Genomic DNA, 15,302 nt, shown 5'->3' with positions numbered 1-15,302 from the left:
AGGTACGTCACAAAACCCCGCGTTGGCGGGGTTTTTCTTTTTGGGCCGCGGAAAAAGCAGGGTGCCGCAGCGATCGGACGAGACGCAACGAAGTTGCATGGGGTCGGAGCATGAGTGGGAACCAATCGGTCAAAACTCACTCTCCCGGCCGGTAGAGGAGATCATGAGTCAGGCGATTAAAGCGGTCGAATTCGACCGTCCGCAGGGCGCGGTATGCGGTGTCGGGCAGGCGTGGGCGAAAGTGCCCGACGCGCCTTCGATGGCGGAGCGCGTTGCACTGAAGGAGCGCATCCGCGCATTGCTCAAGCGCGAAAAAGCGGTGCTGGTCGCGCACTATTACGTCGATCCCGAATTGCAGGAACTGGCCGACGAAACCGGCGGTTGCGTGGCCGATTCGCTCGAAATGGCGCGCTTTGGCCGCGATCACGACGCGCAGACGCTCGTCGTTGCCGGTGTGCGCTTCATGGGCGAGACCGCCAAGATCCTGAGCCCGAACAAACGCATCCTGATGCCGGACCTCGACGCGACCTGTTCGCTCGATCTGGGTTGCCCGGCTGACGAATTCTCGGCGTTCTGCGACCAGCATCCCGACCGCACCGTGGTGGTCTACGCCAACACCAGCGCAGCCGTGAAGGCGCGCGCGGACTGGATGGTCACTTCGTCGATCGGTCTGGAGATCGTCGCCGATCTGCATGCGAAGGGCGAAAAGATTCTCTGGGCGCCCGATCGTCACCTCGGCAGCTACATCCAGAAGAAGACGGGCGCCGACATGCTGCTGTGGCAAGGCTCCTGTCTTGTGCACGACGAGTTCAAGGGCGTCGAGCTCGATCTGCTGCGCGCCGAATATCCCGATGCGAAGGTGCTCGTGCACCCGGAATCGCCGGAAGGCGTGGTGGCGCTGGCGGATGTGGTCGGCTCGACCACGCAGCTGATCGACGCCGCCGTGAAGCTCGACGCGCAGCGTTTCATCGTTGCGACCGATCTGGGCATTCTGCACAAGATGCGCCTGGCCGCGCCCGGCAAGACCTTCATCGAAGCGCCCACGGCCGGCAATAGCGCGACCTGCAAGAGCTGCGCGCATTGCCCGTGGATGGCCATGAACGGCCTGGCCAATCTCGCTGACGTGCTGGAGCGCGGCCACAACGAAATCTTCGTCGATGCCGCCATCGGCGAGCGTGCGCGTCTGCCGATCGACCGCATGCTGGCATTCGCGGCCGAGCACAAGCGCCGCGTGCAGGCGAGCGGCGATCTCGCGCGCGATGGCGCGCTGTTCTCTAACGTGGGGGCGGCATAAATGGGTGCACTCGAATTGCTGGCGGTGGACGCGGTATCGGACCTGTTGCCCGAGGTGCGCGCGCAGTACGGCGCGGCGTTTGACGAAGCGATCGCGCGCAATGTCGCCGATGCGCTGGCGGAAGACGTCGGCAGCGGCGACCAGACCGGCCGCCTCGTGCCCGCCGACGAAGTGCGCGACGCGCGCATCATCGTGCGCGAAGACGCGGTGCTGTGCGGCGTGCTCTGGTTCGATGGCGTGGTCAAGCAGGTCGATCCGCGCATCGAAGTGCGCTGGCACTATCGCGAAGGCGAGCGCATGACGGCGGATACGCCGGTCTGCTCGCTGCGCGGCCCGGCGCGCTCGCTGCTCACGGCCGAGCGCAACGCGATGAACTTCCTGCAACTGCTCTCGGGCGTGGCCAGCGCGACGCGCCGTTATGTCGATGCGATTGCAACGGTCGCGCAGTCGAAAACGCGCGTGCTCGACACCCGCAAGACGCTGCCGGGCCTGCGACTCGCGCAGAAATACGCGGTGCGCGTGGGCGGCGGCGCGAACCAGCGCCTGGCGCTCTACGACGGCATCCTGATCAAGGAAAACCACATCGCGGCAGCGGGCGGCGTGGGCGCGGCAATGGACGCGGCGCTGGCGCTCAACGCGGGCGTGCCGATCCAGATCGAAGTCGAAACGCTCGAACAGCTCGACCAGGCGCTCGCACATGGCGCGAAGTCGGTGCTGCTCGACAACTTCTCGTTCGAGATGATGCGCGAAGCGGTTGAGCGTACGGCGGGGCGCGCGGTACTGGAAGTCTCGGGCGGCGTGAACTTCGATTCCGTGCGCACGATCGCGCAAACCAACGTGGACCGCGTGTCCATCGGCGCGTTGACGAAAGATGTGCGCGCGACGGACTTTTCGATGCGGATTATCTAAAGCGTCGGATCCTGCGCACTCAGCGCGGTAGAAAAGCAAAAAGGCCGTCTCGCGAGAGACGGCCTTTTCATTTGCGGCGCGACGCGCGGCGTGGCCCGCGCGCTCAGACGACCGTGCGATTGCGCACGCGTTCCGGCGACAGCAGGCTCGGCAGCGCCTTGGGCAGCGAGTTCGGCCAGTCGCGGCTGTAGTGCAGCCCGCGGCTTTCGCGGCGCGAACGCGCGCTTTCGACGATCAGCGAAGCGACTTCGACCAGATTGCGCAGCTCCAGCAGATCGCGCGTGACGCGGAAGTTTGCGTAGTACTCCTGGATTTCGTCGCGCAGCAGCGAGATGCGATGTTGCGCGCGCTCAAGGCGCTTGTCCGTGCGCACGATGCCGACGTAATTCCACATCAGGCGGCGCAGTTCGTCCCAGTTGTGGGCAACCACGACTTCCTCGTCGGAATCCGACACGCGGCTTTCGTCCCAGTCGGGCAGCGGGGCGTGCGCGCCGGCTTCGAAGCCTTCCGCTTCGATCGCCTCGGCCGCCGAGCGGCCAATCACGAGACATTCGAGCAGCGAGTTGCTGGCGAGGCGGTTCGCCCCATGCAGGCCCGTGTAAGAGGTTTCGCCCACGGCATAGAGGCCCGCCAGATCGGTGCGGCCCGCCAGATCCGTGACCACGCCGCCGCAGGTGTAATGCGCGGCCGGCACGACCGGAATCGGCTCTTTGGTGATGTCGATGCCGAACTCACGGCAGCGCGCGAGGACGGTGGGGAAGTGCTCTTCGAGGAACGCGGCCGGTTGATGGCTGATATCGAGATGCACGCAGTCGATGCCGTGCTTCTTGATTTCGAAGTCGATGGCGCGCGCGACGATATCGCGCGGCGCGAGTTCGGCGCGCGCGTCGTGCTCGGGCATGAAACGGGTGCCGTCGGGCAGACGCAGCAGGCCGCCTTCGCCGCGCACGGCTTCGGTGATGAGAAACGACTTGGCGTGCGGATGGAACAGGCAGGTCGGATGGAACTGGATGAACTCCATGTTCGCCACGCGGCAGCCCGCGCGCCAGGCCATCGCAATGCCGTCGCCGGTCGCGGTGTCGGGGTTCGTCGTGTAGAGATAGACCTTGCCCGCGCCGCCCGTGGCCAGCACGGTATGCGGCGCCTGGATCGTCACGGTGCGGTCGTTGCGCAGGTCGAGCGCATAGAGGCCGTGACAGCGGCGGCCCGGCAGGCCAAGACGGTCGGAGGTGATGACGTCGATCGCCTGGTGATCTTCGAGGATCGTGATGTTCGGGTGCTGGCGGGCGCGTTCGAGCAACGTTTGCACGACGGCGTGGCCGGTAGCGTCGGCGGCATGGATGATGCGGCGGTGGCTGTGGCCGCCTTCGCGCGTGAGGTGGAAGCCCAGTTCGGCGGCGGCGTCTTTGGTGAACGGCACGTCCTGGGCGATCAGCCATTCGATGGCCGCGCGGCCATGCTCGACGATATAGCGCGTGGCGCTTTCGTCGCACAGTCCGCCGCCGGCGACGAGCGTGTCATCCACGTGATTTTCCACGCTGTCGGCCGAATCGAGCACCGCTGCGATGCCGCCTTGCGCGCGATCGCTCGCGCCTTCGGTCATCGCGCGCTTGGCGATCACCACCACGCGGCGCGTGTCGGCAAGGTTCAGGGCGACGCTCAATCCCGCCAGCCCGCTGCCGACGATCGCTACATCGAAATTCATGGTCCCGCTTCTCCGTCTCTTTTGTTCTGCGCTTGTCCCGCTCTACGCTGCTGTCCGCCGCTGTCATGCGCGCGCCCACTTCGCGTGGTAGGCGTGCCGGCGGCGGGTGAAGCGGCAAGCATACTCCGAGTGGGGAGCGTAGGAAAAGCCGCACATGAGGCGGGAAAGGAAAAAGGGGAGGCGGAAAAGGAAAAGCCCCGCCAAAGGCGGGGCTTTTCTTGTCTTCGTCAGGCTCGAAACCGGATCAATTACTTGATCTTGGTTTCCTTGTACTCGACGTGCTTACGAACAACCGGGTCGAACTTCTTGATCGACATTTTTTCCGGCATGTTGCGCTTGTTCTTCGTCGTCGTGTAGAAGTGACCCGTGCCTGCGGTCGACTCGAGCTTGATCTTGTCGCGAATACCCTTGGCCATGATTTACTCCTTACAGTTCGCCGCGTGCGCGCAGGTCTGCGAGCACGGAATCGATGCCGTTCTTGTCGATCAGGCGCAGGCCTGCGTTCGAGATGCGCAGACGCACCCAACGGTTTTCGCTTTCAACCCAGAAACGGCGATTTTGCAGATTCGGGAGGAAACGGCGCTTGGTTTTGTTGTTTGCGTGGGAAACGTTGTTGCCGCTCATCGGCGCTTTCCCAGTGACTTGGCATACACGTGCCATGAGTGCACTCCTACGGAAATTCTGAGTTCGAGAGCCGCTTATTGTAGTTTCCCAGGCGAGAAATGGCCGGAATAAGAGCGCGCTCACGTATGGATGAGAGACAACCTCGAACCCAGGCCGTATTTCCCCTGGAAGACCGCGAAGGGCTTCAGAACAGGGTTGGAAATAGGCAAACCGTGAGTCTAGCAGAAAATTGCCTGGAAAATCAAACATCATTTAACGGTGCTGGTTCAATCCAGCCCATGGCGCGCGAACGAAAACGTCTCCTGCGTGCCAATGATCAGGTGATCGACGAGTCTTACGTCGACGAGAGCAAGCGTTTCGCGTAGAACCCGCGTGAGACGGCGGTCGCTTGCACTTGGCTGGACGGCGCCGGAAGGGTGATTGTGCGCCACGATCAGATGCGCGGCGTTGAGCATCAGCGCGCGCCGTACGACCTCGCGAGGATACACCGCCATGCGCGTAAGCGTGCCGCGCGTACTTTCCTCCGTGCGGATCAATCGGTGCCGGATGTCCAGAAAGAGGCAGATGAACACCTCATGGGCGCGGCCGCCTATCAATAAGCGCAAATAATCCTCCACCGCCCCGGGCGAGTCGATCAGCGGTTTTTCCTCGATCTGTTCGGCGAGCGCACGCCGCGCCAGTTCCAGCACGGCCACGAATTTCGATGATTTGGCCGGGCCGATGCCGCGCAACGCTTCGAATTCCTCGCGCTCGGCGTCCAGCATGGCGCGCAGCGAGCCAAAGTGCTTGAGCAGCGAGCGCGCGACGTCGAATACGTCGTGGCCCGGCAGGCCCGAGCCGAGCAGCAGCGCGACCAGTTCGAGGTCGGATAGCGCGCCAGGCCCGGCTTCGCGCAACCGCTCGCGCGGCATGGCGGGACGACGCGGCGCGCCGGGCTCGAGCGGCGCGAACGCGACTGCGCCGCCGGGTTTCAAACCCGGCAACGGCTGCAGCGGTGGCGCACAGGCGGCGTCGCTGCTCCAGAGCGGCTTGTCACAGGCAATTTCGAACATTCGACCTCCTTTGCGAGGGCGGCGCCGGCCATGCGCGCGGCGTCCGCCCAGGAACTATGTGGCTTACAATACGGGTTTTCCGACCGCTGTCAGACGGCGGCCGGGCCGGCCCCTCGGGGCGTTAGGGGCGAGCACGCACGTCGGGCGCGCCCAGACGAAAATGAGTACCGCATGAGCATCATCGACATCTCCGAGGTGAAACCCGGTTCCCACGTCACGTTGCACTACCGGCTTTCGCTCGCCGATGGCACCGAGATCGTCAACACCTTTGTCGACCGGCCCGCCACGCTGCTGCTGGGCGCCGGCCAGCTCGCGCCGCCGCTGGAAGATATTCTGCGGGGTCTCAAGGTGGGGCACCACTCCACCTTTCAGCTAGAACCGGGCGTCGCCTTCGGTCAGCGCAACCCCGACCTGATCCAGCGCATTTCGCTCAAGACCCTGCGCGACAACGCGGTGATCGGCGAGAGCTTCCGCCCCGGCGATCTGGTCGAATTCAACGCACCTAACGGTGATCGTTACGCCGGCGTGCTCAAGGAAGTCAACGAAACCTCCGCGCTGTTCGATTTCAACCATCCGCTGGCAGGCGCGGCGGTTGCGTTCGAAGTGCAAATCATTGGAATCCTGTAAAGAAAGCCCATGACCACGGACACGTCCTTTCTCGCCAACGCTGAAATTCTGCTAGCCCAGCCGCGCGGTTTCTGCGCCGGCGTCGACCGTGCCATCGAGATCGTCGAGCGGGCCATCCAGATCCACGGCGCGCCCATCTACGTGCGCCACGAGATCGTCCACAACGCGTATGTCGTCGAGGATCTGCGCAAGAAGGGCGCGATCTTCATCGAGCAGCTCGAAGAAGTGCCCGCGGGCAATACGGTGATCTTCAGTGCGCACGGCGTCTCCAAGGCGGTGCGCGCCGACGCCGAAGCGCGCGGCCTGCGCGTCTACGACGCCACGTGTCCGCTCGTGACCAAGGTGCACGTCGAAGTCGCGAAGATGCGCGACGAAGGCCTCGACATCGTTATGATCGGCCACAAGGGTCACCCGGAAGTGGAAGGCACGATGGGCCAGGTCGGCGAGGGCATGTATCTGGTCGAAGATATCGCCGACGTCGAAAAGCTCACGCTGCGCGACCCCGAGCGCGTGGCGTTCGTCACGCAGACCACGCTGTCCGTGGACGATGCCGCCGACATCATCGCCGCGCTCAAGACGCGCTTCCCGGCGATCCGCGAGCCGAAGAAGCAGGACATCTGCTACGCCACGCAAAACCGTCAGGACGCGGTCAAGTTCATGGCGCCGCAGTGCGACGTGGTGATCGTGGTCGGCAGCCCGAACAGCTCGAACTCGAACCGTCTGCGCGAAGTCGCGGAAAAGCGCGGCATCCCCGCCTATATGGTGGATGCGCCCGACCAGATCGATCCGAAGTGGCTTGAAGGCAAGCGTCGTATCGGCCTGACGGCGGGTGCGTCGGCGCCCGAGGCGCTCGCGCAGCAGATCATCCAGCGTCTGAACGAGCTGGGCGTGCGCAATGTGCGCGCGCTCGAAGGCATTGAGGAAAACATTGCGTTCCCGCTGCCGCGCGGTCTGGGCCAGGCTGCCTGAAGTCGGCTTAGCCTCACGCTCGATCCCGAAGCGCGCCGCTGGCGCGCTTTTTTCACGCCTGCGCCAATAAATAGGGATCAATCGTCAGAAACGTGCGGTTAACCGCGTTGCTACACCCTCTTCGTATTAGTGTTTTCGCTATAGGGCAGGGTCGTTTGTCATGGTGTGACCCCGTTTAATGGGGCATGTGGAGTCCTGAATATCTCCATCGCACCAACTCGGTGCTCGCACTCAATGATCGCTTAAATCTCTGTCATCACACATGCGATGCCCGCCCCATAAGGGACTGCGGCCGCCGGTTACAACACTTGATGCGAATTGCGCCGAATTCTGGTGCAACTGATGCACGAAAATGCGGCGCAACCAAGGGTGCAACCTCTGACGGCTTCTTCTTTCAGAGGGTGGTTGCAATGCAGGAAAACCCTGTCGGTTCAACAATATTGCCGGCCGCATAATTGGAGTTACAATGCGCGCGTTCTGAGGGGCCAAACGTCCGCGTGAGGCCCGCCAGGCAAGCATTTCGGAAGGCGCAGGAGACCTGTTTACATGCAATTCGAGTTTGCTTTCGCCGCGTCTTCAGCGGCTGCGGTTGCGCCACACTTCGTGGGGTGTTCCCGTGGCCTTGAAGCGGGTGTGAATGCGACATCGATGACCGTTGCGCTCCCGGAGAGAACCGATATGCATTCCGGAAACGACGATGACAACGGCCACAAACGCCTTGGGGAAAGGCGTTTGAGCCACGTGTGCCTGAAGCAGGTGCGCGCTGCCGAGCCGACCGGAATCGCAATCCTCTCCGTTGTCATGAAAACTGGCACGCATGTTGCATACAGCAACGGCGCCACGAAGCCCGCAGAAGCGGATTTCGTAACGGACCCAAAAGTTGGGGGCGATGCTGCCGTAAAAGGTAGCGCGGCTCGAACCCAGGAACTGTCTGCCAGTTTGACCGCAGGACTGCGCGGCCCCACAGCGTCGATCGACGCCGTGTCCGCGAGTGCCGCGATCCGCCTGGAAAGGGGAGTCATGACGCAAGGCGCAGAGGGTGCCGGCCGCGAGGCTTGCACCATGCGCGTCGCAGCGAAAGTGACAGGTCGTTGAACCCGACGGCACCGAACCATCCGACGGTGCCGTTTTTGCATCCGCCTCTGGCGAGCCTGCCGCTGCGACACAGCGACAACGCGAACCAGATGTGGCCAACCGTTACCGGTCTTTTACTTCAGTACCCGAGAGTGTCGTTGCGGTTCCGTAAAACATCGCCCACCGGCCGATGACAAGCGCGAATCCGGTCGCACGGGCAAAGGAGCATTAAATGGATATTTTCATCCAGCAGGTCCTGAATGGGCTGGTGCTAGGCAGCATCTACGCCATCATCGCGCTGGGCTACACGATGGTGTACGGGATTCTGGGCATCATCAACTTCGCGCACGGCGACGTGCTGATGGTCGGCGCGATGGTGGCGCTGTCCGCGATCACGGTGCTGCAGAACCACTTCCCGGGCCTTGGGAACATTCCCACGCTGTGCATCGCGCTGGTGATTGCCGCCGTCGTCTGTGCGTTCGTGGGCTACACGATCGAAAAAGTCGCGTACCGGCCGCTGCGCCGCGCGCCGCGTCTCGCACCGCTGATCACCGCCATCGGCGTGTCGATCCTGCTGCAGACGCTCGCGATGCTGATCTGGGGCCGCAATCCGCTGCCCTTCCCGCAGCTCATCTCGACCGACCCGATCAACGTCATCAAGCCGACTGACACGGGCGTAGGCGCGGTGATCTCGCCGACCGAAATCGTCATCATCATCGTGGCGTTCGTCGTGATGGCAGGCCTCTTGCTGCTCGTGCACAAAACCAAGCTCGGCCGCGCCATGCGTGCGATCGCCGAGAACCCGAACAACGCCTCGCTGATGGGCGTGAACCCGAACTTCGTGATTTCGGCCACCTTCATGATCGGCTCGGCGCTCGCAGCGCTGGCTGGCGTGATGATCGCCTCCGAATACGGCAACGCGCACTTCTACATGGGCTTCATCCCGGGTATGAAGGCATTCACCGCAGCGGTGCTGGGCGGTATCGGCAACCTCGGCGGTGCGATGGTCGGCGGCGTGGTGCTCGGTCTGATCGAGCAGCTTGGCGCAGGCTACATCGGCAATCTGACCGGTGGGGTATTCGGCAGTAACTATCAGGACGTCTTCGCATTCGTCGTGCTGATCGTCGTGCTCGTGTTCCGTCCGTCGGGGCTGCTGGGCGAACGTGTCGCGGACCGCGCATAAGAGGGGGTAGGACAACATGACTTCCATTCAACCGATCGAGCCGTCGACGACGCTCATCCCCGAAAAGAACATGACGAAGACGCTGACCGTGGGCATTCTCACGGCGGCCTTCGTGATCGCCCTGCCGATGGTGGTGGGCGCAACGGGCGGCAACTACTGGGTGCGCGTGCTGGACTTCGCGATGCTCTATGTGATGCTCGCGCTGGGCCTGAACGTGGTGGTGGGCTTCGCCGGCCTGCTGGACCTGGGCTATATCGCGTTCTACGCGGTGGGCGCCTACGTTGCCGCGCTGCTGTCTTCGCCGCATTTGACCTCGCAGTTCGAGTGGATCGCGCACATGTTCCCGAACGGGCTGCATGCGCCGTTCTGGATCATCATTCCGTGCGCGATGGCGCTCGCGGCGTTGTTCGGCGTGCTGCTCGGCGCACCTACACTGCGTCTGCGCGGCGACTACCTCGCGATCGTGACGCTGGGCTTCGGGGAAATCGTTCGTATCTTCATGAACAACCTCGACCGTCCGGTGAACATCACCAACGGCCCGAAGGGCATCACGGGTATCGATCCGCTGACGATCGGCGGCTTCAATCTCGCGCAGACACACACCTTCCTCGGGTTCTCGTTCCCGTCGGTGTACATGTACTACTACGCCTTCGTGGTGTGCGCGCTGTTCGTGATCTGGGTCTGTACGCGTCTGCAGCACTCGCGTATCGGCCGTGCATGGGCCGCAATCCGCGAAGACGAAATCGCCGCCAAGGCGATGGGCATCAACACGCGTAACGTCAAGCTGCTCGCCTTCGCCATGGGCGCGTCGTTCGGCGGTCTGTCGGGCGCGATGTTCGGTTCGTTCCAGGGCTTCGTGTCGCCGGAATCGTTCACGTTCTGGGAATCGGTCGTGGTGCTGGCCTGCGTGGTGCTGGGCGGCATGGGCCACATTCCGGGCGTGATCCTGGGCGCGGTGCTGCTCGCGATCTTCCCTGAGTTCCTGCGCTCGACCATGGGTCCGCTGCAGAACGCGATCTTCGGTCATGAGATCGTCGATACGGAAGTGATTCGCCAGCTGCTCTACGGTCTCGCCATGGTCGTGATCATGCTGTACCGCTCGGAAGGCCTCTGGCCCGCGCCGAAGCACGAAGACAAGATCGCGAAGATCGCCAAACGCGGCAGCAAGAAGCCGGTGCGCGCTTAAGGGGGCCACACATATGAGCAACAAGCAAATCCGCCTGTCCGTCAAAGGCGTGAACAAGCGCTTCGGCGGCCTCCAGGCTCTGTCCGATGTGGGCCTGCAGATCGAAGAAGGCACGATTTACGGTCTGATCGGCCCGAACGGCGCCGGCAAGACCACGTTCTTCAACGTGATCACGGGCCTCTACACGCCGGATTCGGGCGAGTTCAAGCTCGACGGCGACGCCTACACGCCGACGGCCGTGTACCAGGTCGCGAAGGCCGGTATCGCGCGTACTTTCCAGAACATCCGTCTGTTCGGCGGCATGACGGCGCTCGAAAACGTGATGGTCGGCCGTCACGTGCGGACGAAACACGGCCTTTTGGGCGCCGTGTTCCAGACGCCTTCGGAGCGCAAGGAAGAGCGCGAGATCAAGGAACGCGCGATCGAGCTGCTCGAATATGTGGGCATCGCCCAGTACGCGGACTACACCTCGCGCAACCTCTCGTACGGCCACCAGCGCCGTCTGGAAATCGCGCGTGCGCTCGCCACCGATCCGAAGCTGCTCGCGCTCGACGAGCCGGCAGCGGGCATGAACGCAACTGAAAAGGTCGAACTCACGCGCCTGCTCGACAAGATCCGCGCCGATGGCAAGACCATCCTGCTGATCGAGCACGACGTGAAACTGGTGATGGGCCTGTGCAACCGCATGACAGTGCTCGACTACGGCAAGGTGATCGCCGAAGGTCTGCCGCAGGACGTGCAGAAGGACCCGAAGGTTATCGAAGCATATCTGGGCGCGGGAGTTCACTGATGGCTACACCGATGTTGAAAATCAAGGGCCTGCAGGTCAATTACGGCGGCATCCAGGCAGTGAAGGGCGTGGACATGGAGGTCCAGCAGGGCGAACTCGTCACGCTGATCGGCGCGAACGGCGCCGGCAAGACCACCACCATGAAGGCGATCACGGGCCTGAAGGCGTACGCGGCGGGCGACATCGAGTACATGGGCAAGTCGATCAAGGGCATCCCCGCGCACGAACTGCTCAAGCAGGGTCTGGCGATGGTGCCGGAAGGCCGCGGCATCTTCGCGCGCATGTCGATCATCGAAAACATGCAGATGGGCGCTTATCTGCGTAACGATAAGGACGGCATCGCGAAGGACGTCGATCGCATGTTCGGCTTCTTCCCGCGCCTGAAGGAACGCGCCACGCAGCTCGCGGGCACGCTCTCGGGCGGCGAGCAGCAGATGCTGGCGATGGCGCGCGCGATCATCAGCCGTCCGAAGCTGCTTTTGCTGGACGAGCCGTCGATGGGTCTCTCGCCGATCATGGTCGAGAAGATCTTCGAAGTGGTGCGCACGATTTCGGGCGAAGGCATCACCGTGCTGCTGGTCGAGCAGAACGCGCGTCTGGCGCTGCAGGCAGCGAACCGCGGCTACGTGATGGATTCCGGTCTCGTCACGATGGAAGGCGACGCCAAGCAGATGCTCGACGATCCGAAGGTGCGCGCTGCGTATCTGGGTGAGTAAGTAACGCGACGCCAGAAGGACAAAAGCCGCATGAGCGTGATGCTCATGCGGCTTTTTTTATTGCCGGTAGCGCGGATCGTGCTTCAGGCGACTGCTTCGGATTCCTGCGCGACAGCGAGCCGCTTGCCCAGACTCACCACCGCATCCGCGCGATAACCGAGCGAATCGTAGAACGCGATCACCTCGGGTTTGTCGGCGAGCACCTGCAGGTTGAGCTTGAGGCAGCCCATCGCCGCGAGCGCGCTTTCCGCGTGGCGCACCAGGCGCGTGCCGATGCCCAGACGCCGCGCCTCGTTCGCCACGGCCAGCGAGTACAGCCAGCCGCGATGTCCGTCGTAACCCGCCATTGCCGTGCCGACGATCACACCGTCTTCATCGCGGGTGGCGACGAAGAACAGCTCCGGCTGCGTGCCGAGCTTGTTCGCAATCGACAGACGCGGATTGCGGTGCGGCCGGGTCGTGTCGTTGTACTCCGGAAACGCCTGCAGCCAGAGCGCGAGCACGGCCTCGGTATCGGCTTCCGAAAAAACGCGGAGGGTGACAGACATCGCGTGCTCCGGCTTTTACAGCGAGTCGAGGATGGTGCGCAGCATCGCCATCATCTGGTCGATTTCCTCGTTCGTGACGTTCAGCGCGGGCATAAAGCGCAGCAGGTTCGGGCGCGCCGCGTTGAGCAGCAGGCCGTCCGGCTGCATGACGCGGGCCTTTTCGACGATTTCCGGGCCGATGTCCTTGCCGAGCATCAGCGCGCGCAGCAGACCTTCGCCGCGCTCGCCCTGGAAGCCGCGTTCAGCCGACAGTTCGAGCAGCTTTTCGCGCAGGTATTCGCCGCGAGCGCGCACGCCTTCGAGGAAGCCCGGCGCGACCATTTGCGAGATCACCGAATAGCCGACCGCCGTCATCAGCGGATTGCCGTTGTAGGTGCCGCCCTGATCGCCCGCTTCGAACACGCAGACTTCCTGCTTCGCGCACAGCGCCGCGAGCGGCACGCCGCCGCCGATGCCCTTGCCGAGCGTCATGATGTCCGGTTCGATGCCCGACAGTTCATAGGCGAACAGGGTGCCCGCACGGCCGCAGCCGGTCTGCACTTCGTCGACGATCAGCAGGATGCCGTGCTTCTTCGTGAGCGCGCGCAGTGCCTGCATGAATTCACGCGTGGCGGGAATCACGCCGCCTTCGCCCTGGATCGGTTCGAGCATCACGGCCACGGTCTTGCCGGTGATGAGCTTTTCGACCGAGGCGATGTCGTTCAGATCGGCCTTCGGGAAGCCCGGCACTTGCGGTGCGTAGATCGTGTCCCAGCCCGGCTTGCCGCTCGCCGACATCGTCGCGATGGTGCGGCCGTGGAAGCTGTGATCGAACGTGATGATCTCGTACGCGCCGTCGCGATGCTTCTTGCCCCACTTGCGCGCGAGCTTGATCGCGCCTTCGTTGGCTTCCGCGCCGCTGTTGGCGAAGAACACTTTGTCGAAGCAGCTATGTTCGGTCAGCAGGCCGGCGAGCTTCGCCATCGGCTCGTTGTAGAAGGCCGGCGACGGGTTGATCAGCAGGCGCGCCTGCTTTTCCAGCGCTTCGATCATGCCTTCGTTGCCGTGGCCCAGGCTGTTGACGGCCCAGCCCTGGATGAAGTCGAGGTATCGCTTGCCTTCGTTGTCGTAGAGCCACGACCCCTTGCCATGCGTGAAAACGATTTCGGGCCGGTTGGTGATGTACATCAGCGACTCGATCGGGTACTCGGAAAAATTCATGGCAACGGGCTCCGCGATGGGATTGCAAAAGGGTTGAAAACGGGGTGAAACGATGCGGCAGAAAAACAAAAAGCCACGGGCTGGCCGTGGCTTTCGTGATTCGAACTTCCTGTGCGCTGTGGGGTGAAACCCTTCGCAACGCGCGTCCGCGACTAAGCCAGGCCCTAGAGATGGGGCGAGCGGCGACGTCGGAGTTCGGACAGGATGCGGTTCATGGGCGCAAGAATACGACAAGCGGATCGGCGATGTAAACCGTCAATGTGCAGGCCGGCGAAGAAATTTTCGTGACGGCGGCCAGGCTTGCGCGCGCAACGGGCGCGGCGCAAGCCTTTGACGACGGCGCTTGCACTGGATTAGACCGCGTTCGCGAGGTCCGCGGCGCTCGTGAACGAGTCCGCGTAGAACTCGTCTTCGGGCAGGCCGTGGTGTTGCGTGAAGTCGCGCTGGGCCGATTCCACCATCACCGGCGCGCCGCAGGCGTAGACCTGGCAGGCCGACAGATCGGGCAGATCCTCGATCACCGCGCGGTGCACGAAACCGGTGCGGCCGGTCCAGGCGTCCTCGGCGGCGGGTTCGGAGAGCACCGGCACGAAGCGGAAGTTCGGGATGTCCTTCGCCCATTGTTCGGCGAGCTCCATCAGGTACAGATCCTTCTTCTGGCGCGCCCCCCAGTAGAGCGTCATCGGGCGGTTCAGGTTCTTGTGAACCGCATGCTCGACAATCGCCTTGAGCGGCGCGAAACCGGTGCCCGAAGCCAGCAGCACGATGGGTTTGTCCGAATCCTCGCGCAGGAAGAAGGTGCCGAGCGGCGCTTCGAAGCGCAGGATGTCGCGCTCCTTCAGTTGCGTGAAGACGTGGTCGGTGAACTTGCCGCCCGGCATGTGGCGGATGTGCAGCTCGATCGGGCCTTCCTCGTGCGGGGCGCTGGCCATCGAATAGCAACGGCGCGTGCCATCCTTAAGGATGAATTCGAGGTATTGGCCGGCGAGGTACTGCAGACGCTCGTTGGCGGGCAGTTGCAGCTTGAGGACGACGACGTCGTCGGCGCGGCGCTCGATCGCGGCGATGCGGGTAGGCAGCTTGCGCACCTGCATGTCGCCCACGCCCGCGACTTCGCGGATGTCGACTTCGAGGTCGGTCTGCGCGGTCGCGCAGCACAGCAGCGCCATGCCGCGCGTGCGTTCGTCGTTCGACAGCGCCGAGGCCGCGTGGGCGCGCTGCTCGACTTCACCGCTGCAGACCGTGCCCTTGCACGATCCGCACGCGCCGTTCTTGCAGCCGTACGGAATGCCGACGCCCTGACGCAGGGCCGCGTTGAGAACGGTTTCGTCGGGCTCGACCTGGAATTGCCGGCCACTTTGCTTAAGCGTTACGTTGAAAGCCATATTCGAGAAAGCGTAAGTCTGTCATTCGGGGGAACGGCGG

16 protein-coding genes are annotated in these 15,302 nt (G+C 63.4%); 9 read left to right on the top strand and 7 right to left on the bottom strand.

The window, feature by feature from the left end; translation table 11 throughout:
- Positions 1-163: 163 nt before the first annotated feature.
- Together nadA and nadC are read left to right on the top strand one after the other, a co-directional pair.
- Positions 164-1,294: a quinolinate synthase NadA gene (nadA, locus tag F3J17_RS27790; protein ID WP_167066767.1), complete on the top strand. Its 1,131-nt coding sequence runs from the start codon at positions 164-166 to the stop codon at positions 1,292-1,294.
- Positions 1,295-2,203, top strand: coding sequence for a carboxylating nicotinate-nucleotide diphosphorylase (gene nadC, locus F3J17_RS27785; RefSeq protein ID WP_167066764.1), 909 nt, complete (start codon positions 1,295-1,297; stop codon positions 2,201-2,203).
- 103 nt (positions 2,204-2,306) lie between these two features.
- Here the strand turns inward: nadC and nadB are convergent, their stop codons facing one another.
- From nadB to radC, 4 genes are all read right to left on the bottom strand, one after another.
- Positions 2,307-3,908 (bottom strand): L-aspartate oxidase, encoded by a 1,602-nt coding sequence (gene nadB, locus F3J17_RS27780; protein ID WP_167066761.1) that lies wholly within the window; start codon positions 3,906-3,908, stop codon positions 2,307-2,309.
- Between the two features lie 248 nt (positions 3,909-4,156).
- Positions 4,157-4,324, bottom strand: a complete 168-nt coding sequence (rpmG, locus tag F3J17_RS27775) for a 50S ribosomal protein L33 (RefSeq protein ID WP_027817504.1) — start codon at positions 4,322-4,324, stop codon at positions 4,157-4,159.
- A 10-nt stretch (positions 4,325-4,334) separates the two neighbouring features.
- On the bottom strand, positions 4,335-4,568 hold the full coding sequence (rpmB, locus tag F3J17_RS27770) for a 50S ribosomal protein L28 (RefSeq protein WP_027794135.1): 234 nt from the start codon (positions 4,566-4,568) through the stop codon (positions 4,335-4,337).
- 230 nt (positions 4,569-4,798) lie between these two features.
- On the bottom strand, positions 4,799-5,584 hold the full coding sequence (gene radC / locus F3J17_RS27765) for a DNA repair protein RadC (protein ID WP_167066758.1): 786 nt from the start codon (positions 5,582-5,584) through the stop codon (positions 4,799-4,801).
- Positions 5,585-5,755: 171 nt separating this feature from the next.
- Between radC and F3J17_RS27760 the strand changes: the two genes are divergently transcribed.
- The 7 genes from F3J17_RS27760 (at position 5,756) to F3J17_RS27730 (ending at position 12,129) form a co-directional block, all read left to right on the top strand.
- Positions 5,756-6,211 carry a peptidylprolyl isomerase gene (locus tag F3J17_RS27760; RefSeq protein WP_167066755.1) on the top strand — a complete coding sequence of 152 codons (456 nt, stop codon included), beginning with the start codon at positions 5,756-5,758 and terminating at the stop codon, positions 6,209-6,211.
- 9 nt (positions 6,212-6,220) lie between these two features.
- A complete protein-coding gene (gene ispH, locus F3J17_RS27755; RefSeq protein ID WP_167066751.1) occupies positions 6,221-7,180 on the top strand; it encodes a 4-hydroxy-3-methylbut-2-enyl diphosphate reductase in 960 nt (319 codons plus the stop codon).
- Positions 7,181-7,726: 546 nt separating this feature from the next.
- Entirely contained in the window at positions 7,727-8,275 is a 549-nt protein-coding gene (locus F3J17_RS27750; RefSeq protein WP_167066748.1) for a hypothetical protein, read from the top strand.
- Between the two features lie 211 nt (positions 8,276-8,486).
- Positions 8,487-9,437, top strand: a complete 951-nt coding sequence (locus tag F3J17_RS27745; RefSeq protein ID WP_167066745.1) for a branched-chain amino acid ABC transporter permease — start codon at positions 8,487-8,489, stop codon at positions 9,435-9,437.
- A gap of 16 nt (positions 9,438-9,453) precedes the next feature.
- A complete protein-coding gene (locus F3J17_RS27740) occupies positions 9,454-10,623 on the top strand; it encodes an ABC transporter ATP-binding protein (protein WP_167066742.1) in 1,170 nt (389 codons plus the stop codon).
- Between the two features lie 13 nt (positions 10,624-10,636).
- Positions 10,637-11,413, top strand: a complete 777-nt coding sequence (locus F3J17_RS27735; RefSeq protein ID WP_167066739.1) for an ABC transporter ATP-binding protein — start codon at positions 10,637-10,639, stop codon at positions 11,411-11,413.
- Positions 11,413-12,129 (top strand): ABC transporter ATP-binding protein, encoded by a 717-nt coding sequence (locus F3J17_RS27730; protein ID WP_167066736.1) that lies wholly within the window; start codon positions 11,413-11,415, stop codon positions 12,127-12,129. The genes F3J17_RS27735 and F3J17_RS27730 overlap by 1 nt, the downstream gene beginning before the upstream one ends.
- A gap of 83 nt (positions 12,130-12,212) precedes the next feature.
- Here the strand turns inward: F3J17_RS27730 and F3J17_RS27725 are convergent, their stop codons facing one another.
- From F3J17_RS27725 to F3J17_RS27715, 3 genes are all read right to left on the bottom strand, one after another.
- A complete protein-coding gene (locus F3J17_RS27725) occupies positions 12,213-12,677 on the bottom strand; it encodes a GNAT family acetyltransferase (RefSeq protein WP_167066732.1) in 465 nt (154 codons plus the stop codon).
- 15 nt (positions 12,678-12,692) lie between these two features.
- Positions 12,693-13,877: an acetylornithine transaminase gene (locus tag F3J17_RS27720; RefSeq protein WP_167066729.1), complete on the bottom strand. Its 1,185-nt coding sequence runs from the start codon at positions 13,875-13,877 to the stop codon at positions 12,693-12,695.
- Between the two features lie 353 nt (positions 13,878-14,230).
- Entirely contained in the window at positions 14,231-15,262 is a 1,032-nt protein-coding gene (locus F3J17_RS27715) for a CDP-6-deoxy-delta-3,4-glucoseen reductase (RefSeq protein WP_167066726.1), read from the bottom strand.
- Between the last annotated feature and the right edge of the window lie 40 nt (positions 15,263-15,302).

It is taken from the genome of Burkholderia sp. Ax-1719 (assembly GCF_011753055.1).
In the GTDB taxonomy this organism is placed as follows: Bacteria; Pseudomonadota; Gammaproteobacteria; order Burkholderiales; family Burkholderiaceae; genus Paraburkholderia.
The sequence above is the reverse complement of the archived record's forward strand: the minus strand, read 5'-3'. Positions and strand labels throughout refer to the sequence as shown.